Below are 14,947 nucleotides of genomic sequence, written 5' to 3'. Positions count from 1 at the left end.
TACCGAGAATCCAGATCATCCGCGGGGTCGCTGTCGCACAAGTGCGACAGCGACCCCGCGGTCATTTGTGTGACTCTTTGATTGCGTCCAGTCGCGCCTCTAGACCGTCGAGGACACGGTCGAGTGTGTAGCGATAGTGTTCTGCCCGTGTTGCTTCCGCAGCATCCGGTGGACCGGCAAATTTCCCGATCAGTGTCTCCATCGATGAACGGGGATCTGAGGGTCCGTCGTTGCTCAGGCGTTCCAGCATCGCGCTGTGATCGGGTGAACGCTGTCCGCTGGGAATGCGCCTGGCGTCGTTCATGGCAATCAGTGTGGTTGTCGAAGTGAAGGCGACGGTGTAAGCCTGAGCGGCTTCTTCCCCGAACCCGGCGGCGGTCAGTGAAGCCAATCCGGCCTCCATGAGTTCCCGGCTGCGCTGGGTGGCAACTCCGTTCATCAGCAGCCACTGTGCCGCGCCTGGACACTCGATCAAGGCCTCTCGCATCTGCAAGAGCAGATGCGTCAGCCATTGACGCCAATCTTCTTGTGCGGATGGCACGTTCACGGCCGACACCGCACTGTCGACCACCGCAGCCGAGAGTGCGTCCCGATCTCCGACGAGTCGATAGACGACGGAGAACGACGTATCGAGTTCGCTGAGCAGCTGCCGCAGCGACCAGCCCTCGACTCCGTGCTCGCGACTGAGCCCGAGCGCCACGGTCAGCACGGCGTCCGCAGTTATCCCGGTGTTGTAACTCCGGCGGCGCTGTGATTTCGCGGCGGACTTCTTGTCAGGTGATGGCGCAGTCATGGTCCGACCGAGCTTAGCGGCGTCGGATCGGGTCGCGTAGTCGACGCAACCGATTGACGGATGAACTTAGGTGAGGTTTACTTGCCAAATCCGAGCAATGCTCCGATTTGTAGCGAACCCCCGATTATTCGAAGCTGAAGGACACCATGAAGTTGAAAACGCGACCCGGTTACCTATCGAGGCTGGGTGCTTCGCTGCTGGTCAGTGTCGTTGCCCTGACTGCGGCCGCCTGTAGCTCGAGTGAGGCGGGACCGACGACGGAACCTGCCGAGGGAACGCATGTTGTGTCCCACGAATTCGGTGAGACGTCGGTTCCGGGCGACCTCGGGCGAATTGTTTCCCTCGACGAATACGCCGCACTCGGTCTCCTTGCCGTCGGCATCACCCCTGACGTGGTCTTCACGTCGTGGGGATCGGAGATCGGCCAGGACATCTTGGCGTCAGCGGGTACCGAGGTGGTCACGGTGCCGCCGCTCGGTGCACCCCCGATCGAGCAGGTCCTCGCCCAGGATCCTGGACTGGTCATCTTCACGTCGATGGGCGATCGGAGCTACTACGACTCCCTCGCGTCGACCGTCCCCACAGTGCCGGTCCCGGCCGTCACAACTCCGTGGCGTGAGAATCTTGCCTTCTTCGGACGCGCTTTTGATCGTCAGTCGGTTGCCGACAAGTTGACTGTCGCTTTGGAGAGCAAGATCGCTGACGTCTCTGCTCGGTCCGGTGGTGAAGCGAACACCGTGTCGGTGTTGATGAGCAGTTCTGGAATCCTTGCCACCACCACCGAGCAGGCGCCGCCGTCGTTGCTGTTGGCGGAGAGCGGCTTCGGGCGTCCGGAATCCCAGCGAGCGAATGCCGCTGGAGGACTGCCGTATGCGCCCCTGTCCGACGAGGCGATCCCGGCGCAGGATGCTCGGATCGTAGCCGTGTTCGACGAGGGCGTGTACGAGTTCGGCAAGGTTGCCGGTGTTCCCGGGTTCTCGAGTCTTTCAGCGGTGCAGGAGAACCGAGTGGCCAAGATCAACGGAGACATGTGGCTCGCCACTCATCCCTTCGCCACTTTCTGGATGATCGAGGACATGGATGCCATGGCTGCCGGCAATCTGACCGGCACCGGAACCGAAGCTGTTGCCGCGACGCGCTATCAGGAATTCACGGCGCTGACGGCATGAGTTCGAGTGCGTTGAGTCGGCGCCTGGCTCTGCGATGGGGAGCGGTGACTCTCGGCTCTGCGGCTGTGGGTTCTGCGGCTTTGGGTTCTGTGGCATTGAGTGCGTGCAGCCGTGGCTCGGCGAACGAAACCAGTTCTGAGATTTCACCGTTCGACGACGAAGTACGTGCTGCCGAACAGGCCAGATTTCGTAGCGGGCACACAGTCCAACGGAATCTGACAGCTGCACCCGCTCGGGTGAGTCTGGGCGCCAGAGGGGTGGACACATGGTCGTACGGTGCAGAAGCGGTGGGGCCGGAGATTCGAATCTCCAAGGGAGACCGGCTCAACCTTCGGTTGCAGAACGACCTTCCGACGGAGACCTCGGTGCACTGGCACGGCATTGCGATCCGCAACGACATGGACGGTGTCCCACCGGTCACCCAGGAACGAATCCGACCAGGTACCGAGTTCACCTACGACTTCGTGGCCCCGGATCACGGAACATATTGGTACCACTCCCATTCAGGATTGCAGGCCGATCGAGGGCTATTCGGTGCACTCGTGGTCGAGGACCCGAACGACCGGACCGGAGCCGACGAGGACGTCGTCATCGTGATCGACGACTGGCTCGACGGGCTGGGAACAACCCCGGATGCAGTGCTTCGCGCATTGTCACCGGACGTGCAGGGAGGACACCACGGGCACGGCGGAGCTCCACCGGAAGTCGATGATGCAGAGATTGATTCTGCCGCAGAACTTCTCGCCAGCGGTCACGGTAATTCCGAGGCGCTCGGTGGAATGGCAACGCACATCACGTATCCACTGCACCTGATCAACGGACGGCCTGTGGAAGATCCCTTCGTCGTCAGTGCAGCGGCCGGAACACGGCTTCGATTGCGGGTGATCAATGCCGGGGCGGAGACTCCGTACCGTTTCTCGGTCGCCGGGCACGAGTTGACCGTTGTCAGTGCTGACGGGCAGGACATCGCCTACACAGCCGGAGACGAGATTCTGATCGCACCCGCGCAGCGATACGACGTATTGGTGACGGTGCAGTCCGGTTCGTGGCCTATCGCCGCGAAGGTGGAAGGGAAGCCAGGTGGCGCCGCGTGCCTGCTTCGGACTCCGGATTCGGTAGCGAGCGTCGACCTGACTTCTCCTGCAGTGCTGTCAGGGTCCGGCGGTCGACTCGTTCTGGAACCGACGCTTCGACCGTCGGGCGCGTGGGAACAGAGGGTGCCGGATCGTGAGTATTCGGTCGATCTCATCCAGGCCGGGGATCGATACGTCTGGGGAATGGCGGGCGCCGATGCGGGTCGGTTGATCATGAAGCAGGGCGAGCGAATACGAATCGTCATGAACAACAACACCGATATGTGGCATCCGATGCACACCCACGGGCACACCTTCTCGGTTCCCTCGTACGGCGGGCTTCGCCGAGACACCGTGATCGTACTTCCGCGTGCACAATTGGCGATCGACTTCGACGCCGACAATCCAGGACGGTGGATGTTCCACTGTCACAACGCGTACCACTTCGAGGCCGGGATGACTGCCGACCTCCACTACGTTCGATGAGGAGAGCAGAATGTCAGTTCGCACCGGGTTGACCACATTGATCGCTGTTGCAGCGGTGTTCACGCTGACGTCGTGCGGAGGTGAATCACAGGGTTCCACCGAGCAAGCGCCGGTCGAGATCTCGGTGAAGAACCTTGCGTACTCACCGAACTCCGTCACTGTGCACACAGGACAGACGGTCACGTGGATTTTCGAGGACCAGGGAATGCCGCACGATGTCGTGTTCGCCGAGCTGGGGATCAAGAGCGATCTCCAAGGAAGCGGAACCTACAGTCAGACCTTCGACAAAGCCGGAACGTTCACCTACACGTGCACACCACATCCGAACATGACCGGCACGATCATCGTCGAAGAGTGAGTAACTCGATGACAGTGAACTCGATGACAGTGAAGGAGACTGTGGCCTTCGAAGACTCGCCTGGTCTGGTCGACCGAGACGCTTTGGGTCGCATGATCGCTCCCGTGAGAAATCGCCTGCTCCTGGGTGCGGGTTTGTCGGCGCTGTCGGTGCCGCTACGATTCCTGCCCTACGTTTCGGTGGTCGAGATCGCGCGGGTGCTCCTGACCGACTCGTCGTTGAACCTGGTCTGGCTGTGGGCCGCAATCGGTGCAGCGGGCACAATTCTCGGTTTTGTCGTCTACAACGCAGCGCTGACCGTGTGCCACACCGCCGACGCGCATTTCAAATACTCGATCCGCTCGCGTATCGCTCGGCATCTGTCCCGAGTTCCTCTGGGGTGGTTTGCAAATGGTGGCACCGGTGAAGTGAAGCAGGCGATGACCGACGACGTGAAGCGGATGCATCTTCTCGTCGCTCACCTTCCCGCCGACGTGGTACCCGCGATCCTGTCGCCGATAGTGGCCCTGATCTATCTGGTGGCGATGGACTGGAAGTTCAGCCTGATCTTGGTCGGCTACATCGGAGTGTGTCTAGCTCTTGCCGCGCCGTCGATGCGCAGAGCCTATCGAACGAACGTCGACTCGTGGAATCTTGCGATGTCGACATTGACCTCTGCGACAGTAGAACTGGGCGACGGTATCGAGGTTGTCAAGACGTACGGGAGTGGGAGTCGCGCATTCGCGCGCTACTCGAGCGCTGTCGATTCGATGGTTGCGGTGTGCGTGCGCTGGATGTCGGGGATGGGAAGGCCGGTGGTCGCGATGTCGATCCTCCTCTCACCGGCGGTACTCATCGTGGTCATCACGGCGACGGGAACTGCAATGTTGTCCGGGGGTTGGATTACCCCGGTAGCTCTTGTTGCCTTTCTGGTCGTCGGAATCGGTGTTCCGTCGTCGGTTCTGCACATGGGAACGATGGCCAACCTCTACCGCGAAGGCCAACTGGGAGCGACTCACGTCGAGAGCATCCTCGGCGAACCAGAGCTGGCCGAACCTCAGGATGCAGTGCCTGCTCGCAGCACTTTGGTCGAATTCGACAGCGTCGGCTTCGAATACACCACTGGGCAGCGCGTCCTCGAGAACATCTCCTTCGAGATGCAACCGGGCACCGTGACCGCGATCGTTGGCCCCTCCGGCTCCGGCAAGACCACTTTGGCGCGTCTACTTCCGCGGTTCTGGGACGTGACGGACGGGTCTATTCGACTGGGCGGAAGCGATTTACGAGATCAGTCCAGTCGTGAAGTCTTGAGATCGATGGCCATCGTCTTCCAAGATGTTGTGCTCCTGCGGGACAGCGTGCGCGAGAATATTCGGCTCGGTCGACCGGATGCAACGGATCTGGAAGTGGAGACAGCGGCGAGGCGGGCGCAGATTCACGACGTGATCATGCGACTGCCGGACGGGTATGACACCGAGATCGGTGGTGGTTCGGGCGGTGAGCTGTCGGGTGGGGAGAAGCAACGCCTGACGATCGCCCGCGCCATCCTTCAGAACCCGCCGATCGTCATCCTGGACGAGGCGACTTCGCAGGCCGATCCCCACAGTGAATCGGCCGTTCAACGCGCACTGGGCGAGATCAGTGCAGACGGCGGCACCCTGATGGTGATCGCTCATCGACTGCACACCGTCCGATACGCCGATCAGATACTCGTTCTCGACGCCGGACGGATCGTGGAAAAAGGTACGCACGAACAGTTGTCGGCGCTCGGCGGAACCTACGCGCGGATGTGGGCGCTCCAGAACCCCCTCGTCGAAGACATCTCTCCGCGAAAGGCGCCGCAATGATTCGAGACCTGGACGAAATCCTCGGGCGCGACAATGGGATGCGAGGTCAGATAGCAGGTTTCACGCTCGCCGGGATACTCGAGGGTGTCGTCTTTGCACTGATGATTCCGATCCTGAAAGCGGTGGTTCGCGGCGATTACGACGCCGCAGTGCCGTGGGTTGTCACGGCTGCTCTCGTGGCGGTGGCCTGTGGCGCCGTACGGTGGATCGCCGAGAATCGGGCGTACCGCATCGGAATCGAGGGTTTTGCCGGTGGAATCATGCATCGCCTCGGTGAGCACTTGGTGCAGGTTCCGCTCGGGTGGTTCAGCAAGGCAAACCGTGGAGCGTTCACTCGCCTGGTCACCGAGGGCACGGCTATCTTGATGAGCATCCCGGGAATGATCATCGCGCAACTCGTCACCGTCACGGTGACTCCAGCGACAGTGGCGATCGCTGTCTTGTTTGTGGACTGGCGACTGTCTCTCGCGATGGTCGTCTTCGTTCCACTGGGGATTCGGGCTTACCGCAACGTGCAACGGGCGGTTGTTCCCGAATACGAGGCGATCGGCAAGAGCGAATCCGAGTTGGCATCGCGCGTCGTCGATTATGCACAGGCGCAGCAAGTTCTACGTTCGGCCGGTAAGAGTGGCGAAGGCTGGACTCGGTTGGACGAAGCTCTTGTGTCCAACCGGGACGCACACCTGCAGGAAATCGGATCGGTCGACAAGTATCTAGTGCGGTTCATGATCGTCGTTCAGGTTGCCTTTCTCACCGTGCTGGTTCTGGCGGCACTGCTGGTCACCACCGGGTCCATCGACACAGCAAGCGTGATCGTTGTTCTCGTGTTGGTCGTGAGGTTCGTGGAGCCGATGCAAATGCTCGCACGATTCGGTGAAGGTATCTCACTGGCCCGGGTGTCGCTCGGATCTGTCCGAGAGATGATCGATGTACCGGTGCTGGCGGAGCCTGAGGTGCCGAAAGAGCCTACGTCGTATGATATTCGGTTCGATTCGGTCTCCTTCGGCTACGGCCCGGATCGCGTGATTCGTAACGTGAGCCTCGAATTCCCGGACTGCTCGGTCACTGCTCTGGTCGGTCCTTCCGGTTCCGGAAAGACAACTCTGGTTCGGCTGATCTCCAGATTCTGGGACGTCGACGAAGGTGCGGTATCCATCGGGGGAGCCGATGTTCGCGACATCGGAACGAGAGCATTGATGTCTCGGATATCGACTGTCTCACAGCAGGTTTACCTGTTCGACGGAACCATCCTGGAGAACGTTCGGTTGGCGAGGCCGGATGCCACCGAGTCGGAGGTCCGTCAAGCAGTGGTGGATTCCAGGCTAGGCGAAGTGATCGACCGTTGGCCGAGCGGTGAGGAGACCAGGGTAGGTGAAGGTGGATCACTGCTGTCCGGCGGTGAACGTCAGCGGGTCTCGATTGCGCGGGCATTCCTCAAGGACACTCCGATTGTTCTTCTCGATGAAGCGACTTCCGCCCTCGACGGAGAGAACGAAGTCGCCATCACCGAGGCAATTCACCGATTGGCCCGTGGTCGAACGGTGGTGATCATCGCTCATCGCCTGTCGACTATTCAGGGAGCAGATCGCATCGTCTACCTCGAAGCCGGAGGGGTGGAGGAGGTCGGTTCCCACGAAGACCTGATCGCGCGAGGTGGAAAGTACTCGGATCTGTGGGCCGAGCGCAGTGGCGCGGAGGGATGGAGGATCGACCGAGCACTCGAGCCATGAGCAAACCGTGTGGTTTGATCGACGAATGGACGAAGCCGCTGCAGATCCAGTGAAACCGCCGCGCAAGCGCAGGTGGCCTCGTTGGGTCGCAGGCATTGCGGTGCTCGGAGCAGTTGTCTACGCGGGCTCGATCGTGTGGATCTCCGTGGCGTCGGCCGGACATACGTCAGACGCCGCCGATGCTCCCGACGCTCCGGTTGTGATCGTGCTGGGCGCGCAGATCAAGGACGGTAAGCCGATGGCTTTCCTGAAAGGGCGGCTGGACGCAGCAGTCGAACTGGTGGAAGCGGGAAAGGCTAAAGCGGTCCTGGTCTCCGGCGACGCGAACGGCGGCTCGGGTGACGAGATCGCGGCGATGACGAACTACCTGGTGGAGCAGGGAATAGATGAGCGTCGCATCGTGGGGGATCCGTACGGCCTCGACACCTACGACACCTGCTTTCGGGCCATACATACGTATGGGGTAACCAAGGCGTTGATCGTCACTCAGGGGTATCACGTGCCCCGCGCTGTTGCGTTGTGCCGAGACGTCGGCATCGACGCAGACGGTGTGAACAGCGATTGCGGGTGCGCAACTCCGACGCTGATCAAGAACGCCGCGCGGGAGTGGGTTCTTGCCAAGCCCAAGGCAGCGCTGGACATGCTCTGGAGTCGGGACGCAAAGGTGACGTCGCCGTCGGAGGACTCGGTCCAGGTGGCGCTGTCGATTCCCTGACGCGGGGTGAGTGCGCACGGTTTCTGTCGAGTGAACACACGCTCCGGAGAGTCGGAGCGTGTGTTCACTCGAGGTGAAGGGTGCTAGCTCGACAGTCAGATCAGTGCTGCGGCGGCGAATGCTCCCAGTGCGATCAATGCCGCGCCGGTGACGCTCTGCACGCGACGGTCCACGACGCACATGATCGAGAGGAATCCCGGCATCGAGCCACCACGCTTGGTGTGCACGATTGCCGCGAGGCTGGGCATGCAGCGGCCAAGGGATACGACCGTGAACAGCGCCGCCCCGAGAGCCGGTGAACCCGAAGCCATGACGCCGAGTGCCAGGAGGTAGTACGCACTCGAGCGGATGAAGATCAGAAATCCCGGACCGATGATCGCGCCGAAGATCAGCGAGACTTTCCAGGGCGCCATTGTGCGGCGCAGATGGCGCGGAAGCTGTTGGCGCCGCATTGGAGTCGGCATCCTCACCGCACCCAACTCGTGCAGCCCGTACGCAACCGCGACGACGGCCCAGACGCCCAGCGCCCAGCCGATCGGGACGTACCCGGACATCGCCGCACCGAGAGCGCCGATCAATGCCCCGGTGACGGCTCCCGTCGTGACCGAACCCAGAGCGTGCCAGCCGAGTCGGCGGACGGGAGTAGAGGATCCCTTGCGATCGACCTGCTTCGGCGCGGCAACAACTCCGGCGACGGACATTCCGCAGGTCGACCAGTTCGCGGCCAGCGACGTAACCAGTCCGGCGCCGATAACAGCTGTGGTCAAAGCTGTTGTCGCAGATGGCGTGGCCACGAGTGCGAGGCCGGCACCCGCAGCGGCGCCCGCAGCGACGAGGCTGACACGGGTCGCGGTGCCGACCGAGCCTTGAAGGGTCGGCCGGATGTCAGGGACATCGGTCTGCAGTGGGCCGTGTGAGAGAACAGTAGTCATCAGATCCTCCGAAGTGTTTGTGGTTCAGGAAAAGTGTTGAGCCGAAGTCGCGGCGAAAAGTGATGAGCCAGAGTTCACAGCACTGTGATGACGCCGATCATGTACGGGTGGACGGAGCACGAATACTCGTAGACGCCGACGCTCTCGAACGTGTGCCGGAACGTTCCGTCTCCGGTGATACCACTGTCGAACAGGCCGGGTGATTCCACATGATGCAGGAGTCCACCGTCGTCGAAGCGCCACTCGACGGTGCCGCCGTGTTCCACGGTGACGTCCATCGGGCTGAACTGAACATTGCTGATCTCGACCACCACGTCGGGGACGGGATCTTCTGTGCCGCAAGCTGGGACAAACGTCGCCGCGACAGCGAGGCCGAAGCCGACGATCCACCTCCTCACTATTGAACGATCACGGTGCCCACCATCATCGGATGGGGCGTGCAGTGGTAGGTGAAGGTGCCGGCGTCGTCGAACGTGTACGAGAAGGTTCCCTCGGTGAGCAACTCGCTCTTCAGCTTCCCGTCGAGATCACCGTTGCCGACCACGTCGTGGGGGAGTCCGCTGACGTCGAACTTCCATTCGACGGTCTGTCCCTTCTCGATGGTGACCGATGCCGGTGTGTACGCCATGTTCTTCACCTCGATCACGACTGCAGGTTCGTCCGACGACGCACCGGCATCACTACTGCAGGCGGTGAGGCTCAGGGCGGCGCACGCGGCCAGGAAAGCGGGAACGAGTTTCTTCATGAGGTGTTCTCTCCATTCTTCGACTTGTCAGCGGACGTAACGCAGATTTGCCGTCATGCCGGCCTCGAAGTGGTAGGCGTTGTGGCAGTGGAACATCCACTCGCCGGGATTGTCGGCGTCGAACTCGATGGCAAGCTCGGTGCCGGGTAGGACGTTGACGGTGTCTCGGCGAAGTCCGCCGTAATCCGGTACCGCAAACGTGTGGCCGTGGGTGTGCATGGGGTGCCACATCGTGGACGTGTTCTTCATGGTGATCCGGACCCGTTCGCCCTGTTTCATGACGAGCTTGCCCGCATCGGCTCCCGCCATTCCCCAGACGTACCGATCGCCGGCCTGGATCAATTCGATGTGGTAGTCGCGATCAGGCGACTTCATCTCGAGCCGTGCGGATTCCGTGGGCCGGAGTTCGCTTTCGGTGACCAGTCGGCCGGCCAGTTCCGAGAGGTTTCCGCCCACATCCGGATTCGCCAGCGCCAACGCGTCGGTGCTGCGTAGGACGGTCGACGCATAACCATCTCGGCCCTCGACCTTCGCCACCACCGGCCATGTTCCCGACTTCACCGTCACCAGTACGTCGTAGCGTTGGGCCATTCCGACGATGATGGTGTCGGCGGGAGTTGGTTCCACGTCGTAGCCATCGGTAGCGACGATTGTCATCTCGTGACCGGCCACAGCAAACCGGTACGGAGTTTCGGCCGCTGCGTTGATGATTCGCAGTCGAAGGGTCGAACCGGGCGCTGCAGTGACGACAGCAGGATCGTTGGGTGGCCGCCCGTTGATCAAGTGCAGTGGATACGCGATGTGTTGAGTCATCCCGCCGAGTGGTTCGGAAGAACCGTGTCCACCGCTCACCAACTGTTGCGCGACGGACATGTCGGCTTCCGAGTGTTCCGCCGGAGTCGTTGCCCCACCGCCGTGTCCGCCGTGCCCGCCCGAAATTGCCGGGTTCAGGGCCATCAGGACGGAATCCGGTGTGGTACCCAATCCGTCGAGCCAGTCGTCGAGCACCAGAACGGCATCGGCGTCGGCCCCGGTGATGTCGTTCGGATCCTCGACGATCATGGCGCCGAAGAGCCCCCGATCGGCTTGTAATCCGCTGTGCGAGTGGTACCAGTACGTTCCCGGATCCGGTGCGATGAAGTTGTACTCGAAACTCGAACCGGCGCCGATGGGGGCCTGCGTGGTGGGTGCCGCGCCGTCCATGTCGTTGCGGATTCGAATTCCGTGCCAGTGCAGTGTTGTTTCGGCATCGAGGCCGTTCTGGACGCTGACGTTCACCCGGTCACCGGACTTCAGTCGAAGTTCCGGAGCCACCGCAGCGCCTCCGTACGTCCACGTGTCCACGAGGCGTCCGCCAAGATCTACCGTCGAGAATCCGGCGGCAAGGGCAAACGCAGCGGTGGTCCCGTTCCAGGCTCGCGCCGATTCTGCGGCGGCAACTTCGGGGTCGGTGGGCAGGATGTAGTCGAGATCGGTCGTGGGCGTCGGAGATGCTGCAGTGGAACTGCATCCGGCAATCGTCCCCATTGCGCCGAGCCCGAGTGCTCCGGCGCCGAGTGCTCCCAAACTCAGGAAGCGGCGCCGGCCCATCACCACACCGGATCCGGGACGACTCATCGGAGTACTTCTGGTGTGATCAACCCGCTGACATCACCGACGTTGCCCGAGACATCGACGGAACTGACCTGCTCGCCGGTGCTCGCGTTGTAACCCAAGATCTTCTGCGGAGCGGAGCCTTCGACCTCAGGTCCCGAACCGAGCACGTAGAACGTGGCGCCGTCGACGGAAAAGGTCATGCTCTTGATGTCTGTCAAGCCGAGGTCTGCCAGCGTCAAGCTCTTCACCGGGGCGAAGGTCGTTGCGTCGGACAAGTCGATCTTGACCAGTGAGCCTCCCCGAGCAGAGTCCGGATGAATAGCCGTGTCCGTGTACGCGATTGCGAGCCGGGTTGCGTCGGCATTGATGACGTTCTCCGAGAATCGACCGGAGTCCTGCCCGGCGTTTCCGATCGGCTTGACACCTTCCTGAGGCAGTCCGTTGGAGAAGTCGAAGACGTACACATCGCCGTTCTCACTGACCAGCAAGGCTTTTTGTGCTTTCGATGCCCACGTGACCTTGCGGGTGGAGACAAAATCCTCGGGTAGGACCTTGCTTCGGGCGGTTTCCTTCGGAACACCGTCGTCACCGATCGTGACGTGCAGCAGTTCCCGGGTGTCCTCGCAGACGCTGTACAGCTCGTGATCGACCATCCACGTGAACGGACCGCAGCCGACTATCTGGAGTGCACCGGTCGCTTCCTTCTTCTCGAGGTCGACCACTCTGATTCCGTACAAACCGTCGTCCCACGTGACGAAGAACTTGCCGTCGGACGTCACGGCGTTCGAGCCGGGACGGGAATGTACGCGTGCGACGTCCGGAAGCACGACCTCGGCTGGTTCCAGCAGGTTTCCGGAGTAGGTGCTGACCGTGAAATCTGCTGCGCCGCGGGAACCTCGGGGGCGCCATACCTCGGCAGCGAGCACCGCAGGATCCTCGGCGGAATCCCCGACGAATCCGTGAATGACCGGATCCCAGATACCCGGGCCGACGGTGATTCGGCTCTCGGCCACACCGGTTTTCGGATCGATGACGTTGACGCTGAGCTCGAGCTGGCCGAATCCACCTTCGACGCCCAGCAAGCGGTCAGCTGCGATCGGGGTGATCGAACCGACGTGCAATGGCTCGGGAATGGTATCGCCGATTTCTTGGTCGTCGTGACCGAGGGAGATCCCCTCGCCCGGAGCAGTGAACGGAACTGTCGGATAGGTGACATCGCCTGCGCTGGAAGGTTCGTCGTTGTCGGACGAACTGCAACCGGCCAGCGCGAGTACGACGGTGAGTGGGATGACGGCAACGGCGGGTCGCGCCAGTTTTCGGGTTCGCGGACTGCTCATGATCCGGCACCGACCTTGGGGCGCTCGGCCGGTCGAGTCTGGCAGTCCTCACCGATGATGGGCGCCATCGTGCAGGTGTATGCCTGGGACTCGTCGGAGACACACCAGATGATTTCCTGGTCGTAGCTTCCGGAGACCGGGTTGTACATCACGGCCTGCATGTCCGGTTCGCCGCAGAATGCGTTGGAACACGAAGGCGCACCGCAGCAGTCGTAGTAGGCGATCAGATAGGTCTTGCCGGTATCAGGGTTGGTGCAGCATCCGACCCAGAACTCTGCGCCGGGCTTGCTGCCGGGGGCGCAGGTGGTGACACCGCCGCCGTTGCATGCGGCACAGGACGTTCCGTCCATGTTGCACCAGCGCCAGTACTCGCACTCGGCCGGATCTTTACCGTCGTAGACAGGGACAAGAGGTTCGGGGCCAGGTGCCGGCGCAGGAACCTCGGGCTCTTGGGCGAAGGCACTACGTGTCACGGGAAGTGTGCTGATCAGTGCCACTCCTGACACACCCATGGTCCACTTGCCGATCCGACTGATCATGGATCGCCGCGAAACTCGTTCGGAGAGTTTACGTCCGGTTCGGCTGGTAAGCGAACCGCCCTGGCCCGCCATCCATTCGGCCTGGGCCTGAACTGTCGCCTCGTCGACGGGATATCGATTCTCCGTCATGTTGTGCTGCGGGAATTCATTGTCGTCCAACGATTTTCTCCTGATTCGTGAAGAGGATCGAACTGTGCAGGAAGATCAGGCCGCGCTGCCGGATTTCGCCTGGGCATGAAGGTGCTGGAGTGAGGGGGTGCCGGATTCGAGGGCATTGAGCAGGCTTTCCACCTGAGCCATGTGATTGCACAGGCCCTTTCCTCGGATCTTGCCGTGCTCGTCGAGAATCACGCCGTACGGAGTGGTGCCCACCTGGTATGCGATACCGACGTCTCGAGCGTCGATGTAACTGAGCTCGGAACCGATCCCGCTGCCGGCCAGGAACTCGCGATGCTCTTCGGGTGTTCCGTCGGAGATGATGATCACGTCGAGATCCGATTCGGCTCGGGCCATTGCCCTTACGCCGGGAAGAAGGCTCTTGCACGTCGAGCAACTCGGTGCTGTGAACAGCAGGAGTTGCGGTTTGTCGCGGTGACCACCGACTCCGACGGTCCGTCCTTCCTGATCGATGAGACCGGCAAACGACGGGCCGGCCTGTTCGACCTTGGGCCCGGTATCCATCATCCGGGCACCGAGAGGTCCGAGACGTACTTGTACGCGGCCGATTTCACGAGCCAGAGCAAGAACCATCAAGAACAGTACGGCTACGGCGATCACCAGGATCACTGTCGCGACAAGGAGGAAAGTGGTCATCGTGGTAGTCCTGCCTTCGAGTTTTCAGTGGTGGGGATGTGAGTTCACGAGCCGTACCGGGACGCGGTTTCGGCGGTTCGGAGGCGGATGGAGGCGCTCGACAGATAGTCGTCGACTGGGCGTCGTCCGAGGTGGACCACCGAACGAATTTGTGCGAGAGCAACTCCAGCCAGGACGAGGAGGAATCCGAAGGTCGCCGCCACGACCTGGACGCCGATCTCAGCCTGTCCGGCGGTGACCGACAGTGCCACAGCGATCACCGCGAGTGTTCCGGCGCGAACGGCGTGGAACCATCCGATACGCGGAATCTCGCCGACTCCGAATGCAAAACATCCGCAGTCCAGATCGCGTCGCCCACGCAGGAGGTTGATCGTGAGGCCCGTGAAGAACGACGCGAACATGACGGCAGCAACCAAGGCGGCGAGGCGATGGGCCACGCCGAGAACCAGGAGGATGCCTACGACGGTTTCCGCGACGGGAAGGATGCGAGCGATCGGTACTTCGAGTCGCACCGGCAACACTTTGTATCCGCGCACCGAACGAAGGACCCCGTCGTGGTCGTTCAGCTTGGGAATGCCGGCGAGCAGGAGAACAAATCCGATGATCGCCGAAGTGGTGGCGCTGACCAAGTGCATGCTTCCTCCGTTCCTCTCGGGTAGTGCCGGTGGTGTGTGGGACACATCCTGTACGGGCGATGCTGCGAACCCGCGTCGACCGCGCTACGCCTGGACGAGGTGCAACTGAGAGAGCAGTTGTCGTGTGAGAATCGGAGAACTCGCAGGTCAAGGTGCTCCCGGAGGGGCCGGATACCGTCGGCCGCCCTTGATCCGGCATG

The 14,947-nt window shown here is 61.7% G+C and carries 15 protein-coding genes; 6 read left to right on the top strand and 9 right to left on the bottom strand.

What is annotated here, in order from left to right; translation table 11 throughout:
• Window positions 1-61 precede the first annotated feature (61 nt).
• Window positions 62-793, bottom strand: a complete 732-nt coding sequence (locus tag GJB56_RS19120) for a TetR/AcrR family transcriptional regulator (protein ID WP_113682649.1) — start codon at window positions 791-793, stop codon at window positions 62-64.
• Window positions 794-939: 146 nt separating this feature from the next.
• Between GJB56_RS19120 and GJB56_RS19115 the strand changes: the two genes are divergently transcribed.
• Genes GJB56_RS19115 through GJB56_RS19090 form a run of 6 tightly spaced genes read left to right on the top strand, consistent with a single transcriptional unit; the run spans window position 940 to window position 8,150 of the window.
• On the top strand, window positions 940-1,962 hold the full coding sequence (locus GJB56_RS19115) for an ABC transporter substrate-binding protein (protein WP_113682648.1): 1,023 nt from the start codon (window positions 940-942) through the stop codon (window positions 1,960-1,962).
• Window positions 1,959-3,521: a multicopper oxidase family protein gene (locus GJB56_RS19110; protein WP_113682647.1), complete on the top strand. Its 1,563-nt coding sequence runs from the start codon at window positions 1,959-1,961 to the stop codon at window positions 3,519-3,521. The genes GJB56_RS19115 and GJB56_RS19110 overlap by 4 nt, the downstream gene beginning before the upstream one ends.
• Before the next feature lie 10 nt (window positions 3,522-3,531).
• Window positions 3,532-3,879: a plastocyanin/azurin family copper-binding protein gene (locus GJB56_RS19105; protein WP_021331818.1), complete on the top strand. Its 348-nt coding sequence runs from the start codon at window positions 3,532-3,534 to the stop codon at window positions 3,877-3,879.
• Between the two features lie 23 nt (window positions 3,880-3,902).
• Entirely contained in the window at window positions 3,903-5,705 is a 1,803-nt protein-coding gene (locus GJB56_RS19100; protein ID WP_230091015.1) for an ABC transporter ATP-binding protein, read from the top strand.
• Window positions 5,702-7,435 carry an ABC transporter ATP-binding protein gene (locus GJB56_RS19095; protein ID WP_113682645.1) on the top strand — a complete coding sequence of 578 codons (1,734 nt, stop codon included), beginning with the start codon at window positions 5,702-5,704 and terminating at the stop codon, window positions 7,433-7,435. Before GJB56_RS19100 ends, GJB56_RS19095 begins: the two co-directional genes overlap by 4 nt.
• Before the next feature lie 25 nt (window positions 7,436-7,460).
• Window positions 7,461-8,150 carry a SanA/YdcF family protein gene (locus GJB56_RS19090; protein ID WP_019745580.1) on the top strand — a complete coding sequence of 230 codons (690 nt, stop codon included), beginning with the start codon at window positions 7,461-7,463 and terminating at the stop codon, window positions 8,148-8,150.
• Between the two features lie 95 nt (window positions 8,151-8,245).
• On the opposite strand, the gene GJB56_RS19085 is transcribed toward GJB56_RS19090, so the two are convergent.
• From GJB56_RS19085 to GJB56_RS19050, 8 genes are all read right to left on the bottom strand, one after another.
• Window positions 8,246-9,082 carry a hypothetical protein gene (locus GJB56_RS19085; RefSeq protein WP_019745579.1) on the bottom strand — a complete coding sequence of 279 codons (837 nt, stop codon included), beginning with the start codon at window positions 9,080-9,082 and terminating at the stop codon, window positions 8,246-8,248.
• 74 nt (window positions 9,083-9,156) lie between these two features.
• On the bottom strand, window positions 9,157-9,480 hold the full coding sequence (locus tag GJB56_RS19080) for a cupredoxin domain-containing protein (protein ID WP_092764752.1): 324 nt from the start codon (window positions 9,478-9,480) through the stop codon (window positions 9,157-9,159).
• A complete protein-coding gene (locus GJB56_RS19075) occupies window positions 9,480-9,827 on the bottom strand; it encodes a plastocyanin/azurin family copper-binding protein (RefSeq protein WP_113682644.1) in 348 nt (115 codons plus the stop codon). The genes GJB56_RS19080 and GJB56_RS19075 overlap by 1 nt, the downstream gene beginning before the upstream one ends.
• A 27-nt stretch (window positions 9,828-9,854) precedes the next feature.
• Entirely contained in the window at window positions 9,855-11,444 is a 1,590-nt protein-coding gene (locus tag GJB56_RS19070; protein ID WP_113682643.1) for a multicopper oxidase family protein, read from the bottom strand.
• Window positions 11,441-12,760: a hypothetical protein gene (locus tag GJB56_RS19065; protein ID WP_113682642.1), complete on the bottom strand. Its 1,320-nt coding sequence runs from the start codon at window positions 12,758-12,760 to the stop codon at window positions 11,441-11,443. Before GJB56_RS19065 ends, GJB56_RS19070 begins: the two co-directional genes overlap by 4 nt.
• Window positions 12,757-13,428, bottom strand: coding sequence for a methylamine dehydrogenase light chain (locus tag GJB56_RS19060; protein ID WP_029256402.1), 672 nt, complete (start codon window positions 13,426-13,428; stop codon window positions 12,757-12,759). The genes GJB56_RS19065 and GJB56_RS19060 overlap by 4 nt, the downstream gene beginning before the upstream one ends.
• A gap of 75 nt (window positions 13,429-13,503) precedes the next feature.
• Window positions 13,504-14,112, bottom strand: a complete 609-nt coding sequence (locus GJB56_RS19055) for a redoxin domain-containing protein (protein ID WP_019745575.1) — start codon at window positions 14,110-14,112, stop codon at window positions 13,504-13,506.
• 44 nt (window positions 14,113-14,156) lie between these two features.
• Window positions 14,157-14,747, bottom strand: coding sequence for a MauE/DoxX family redox-associated membrane protein (locus tag GJB56_RS19050; protein WP_042925923.1), 591 nt, complete (start codon window positions 14,745-14,747; stop codon window positions 14,157-14,159).
• Between the last annotated feature and the right edge of the window lie 200 nt (window positions 14,748-14,947).

Origin of the sequence: Rhodococcus sp. AQ5-07 (assembly GCF_009707305.1) — a bacterium.
In the GTDB taxonomy this organism is placed as follows: domain Bacteria; phylum Actinomycetota; class Actinomycetes; order Mycobacteriales; family Mycobacteriaceae; genus Rhodococcus_F; species Rhodococcus_F erythropolis.
This window is presented reverse-complemented; position numbering and strand designations above follow the sequence as displayed.

Coding starts and splice junctions, on each gene's coding strand:
- GJB56_RS19120 (WP_113682649.1), bottom strand. CDS start 793: ATGACTGCGCCATCACCTGACAAGAAGTCCGCCGCGAAATCACAGCGC.
- GJB56_RS19115 (WP_113682648.1), top strand. CDS start 940: ATGAAGTTGAAAACGCGACCCGGTTACCTATCGAGGCTGGGTGCTTCG.
- GJB56_RS19110 (WP_113682647.1), top strand. CDS start 1,959: ATGAGTTCGAGTGCGTTGAGTCGGCGCCTGGCTCTGCGATGGGGAGCG.
- GJB56_RS19105 (WP_021331818.1), top strand. CDS start 3,532: ATGTCAGTTCGCACCGGGTTGACCACATTGATCGCTGTTGCAGCGGTG.
- GJB56_RS19100 (WP_230091015.1), top strand. CDS start 3,903: ATGACAGTGAAGGAGACTGTGGCCTTCGAAGACTCGCCTGGTCTGGTC.
- GJB56_RS19095 (WP_113682645.1), top strand. CDS start 5,702: ATGATTCGAGACCTGGACGAAATCCTCGGGCGCGACAATGGGATGCGA.
- GJB56_RS19090 (WP_019745580.1), top strand. CDS start 7,461: ATGGACGAAGCCGCTGCAGATCCAGTGAAACCGCCGCGCAAGCGCAGG.
- GJB56_RS19085 (WP_019745579.1), bottom strand. CDS start 9,082: ATGACTACTGTTCTCTCACACGGCCCACTGCAGACCGATGTCCCTGAC.
- GJB56_RS19075 (WP_113682644.1), bottom strand. CDS start 9,827: ATGAAGAAACTCGTTCCCGCTTTCCTGGCCGCGTGCGCCGCCCTGAGC.
- GJB56_RS19070 (WP_113682643.1), bottom strand. CDS start 11,444: ATGAGTCGTCCCGGATCCGGTGTGGTGATGGGCCGGCGCCGCTTCCTG.
- GJB56_RS19065 (WP_113682642.1), bottom strand. CDS start 12,760: ATGAGCAGTCCGCGAACCCGAAAACTGGCGCGACCCGCCGTTGCCGTC.
- GJB56_RS19060 (WP_029256402.1), bottom strand. CDS start 13,428: ATGACGGAGAATCGATATCCCGTCGACGAGGCGACAGTTCAGGCCCAG.
- GJB56_RS19055 (WP_019745575.1), bottom strand. CDS start 14,112: ATGACCACTTTCCTCCTTGTCGCGACAGTGATCCTGGTGATCGCCGTA.
- GJB56_RS19050 (WP_042925923.1), bottom strand. CDS start 14,747: ATGCACTTGGTCAGCGCCACCACTTCGGCGATCATCGGATTTGTTCTC.